This is a genomic window from Yersinia rohdei ATCC 43380, from assembly GCF_000173775.1.
Lineage (GTDB): Bacteria > Pseudomonadota > Gammaproteobacteria > Enterobacterales > Enterobacteriaceae > Yersinia > Yersinia rohdei.
Genome location: NZ_ACCD01000095.1, coordinates 1 through 330, shown reverse-complemented (window position 1 = coordinate 330; position 330 = coordinate 1). Strand labels below are relative to the sequence as shown.

Sequence of the window (330 nt, the reverse complement as noted above, 5' to 3'; positions counted from 1 at the left end):
TGAACAGCATGACGAACAGCGCAGCCATACCGGCATTAAAAAAGGTCTGGCGTCCAGCACCACCACCCGCACCGAAGACAGTATTAACCAGACGCTGGCGGTGGGCTCAATGTTGTCGGCGGCTTCGATTGATGTCAGCGGTAAAAATATCGCCGTCATCGGCAGTAATGTGGTGGCCGATAACGATATCAATCTGCGGGCGCAAGAGAACATCATTATCGGCACCGCGCAGCAAAGTGAAAGTGAATCTCACCTGTTTGAGCAGAAAAAGTCCGGTTTGATGAGCACCGGGGGCATTGGCGTCACCGTCGGCAGCAACAGCACCAAAGT

The 330-nt window shown here is 53.6% G+C and carries 1 protein-coding gene; it reads left to right on the top strand.

What is annotated here, in order from left to right; genetic code table 11:
* On the top strand, positions 1-330 hold a 330-nt coding region (locus YROHD0001_RS0119205; RefSeq protein ID WP_032818640.1), incomplete at both ends, for a hemagglutinin repeat-containing protein.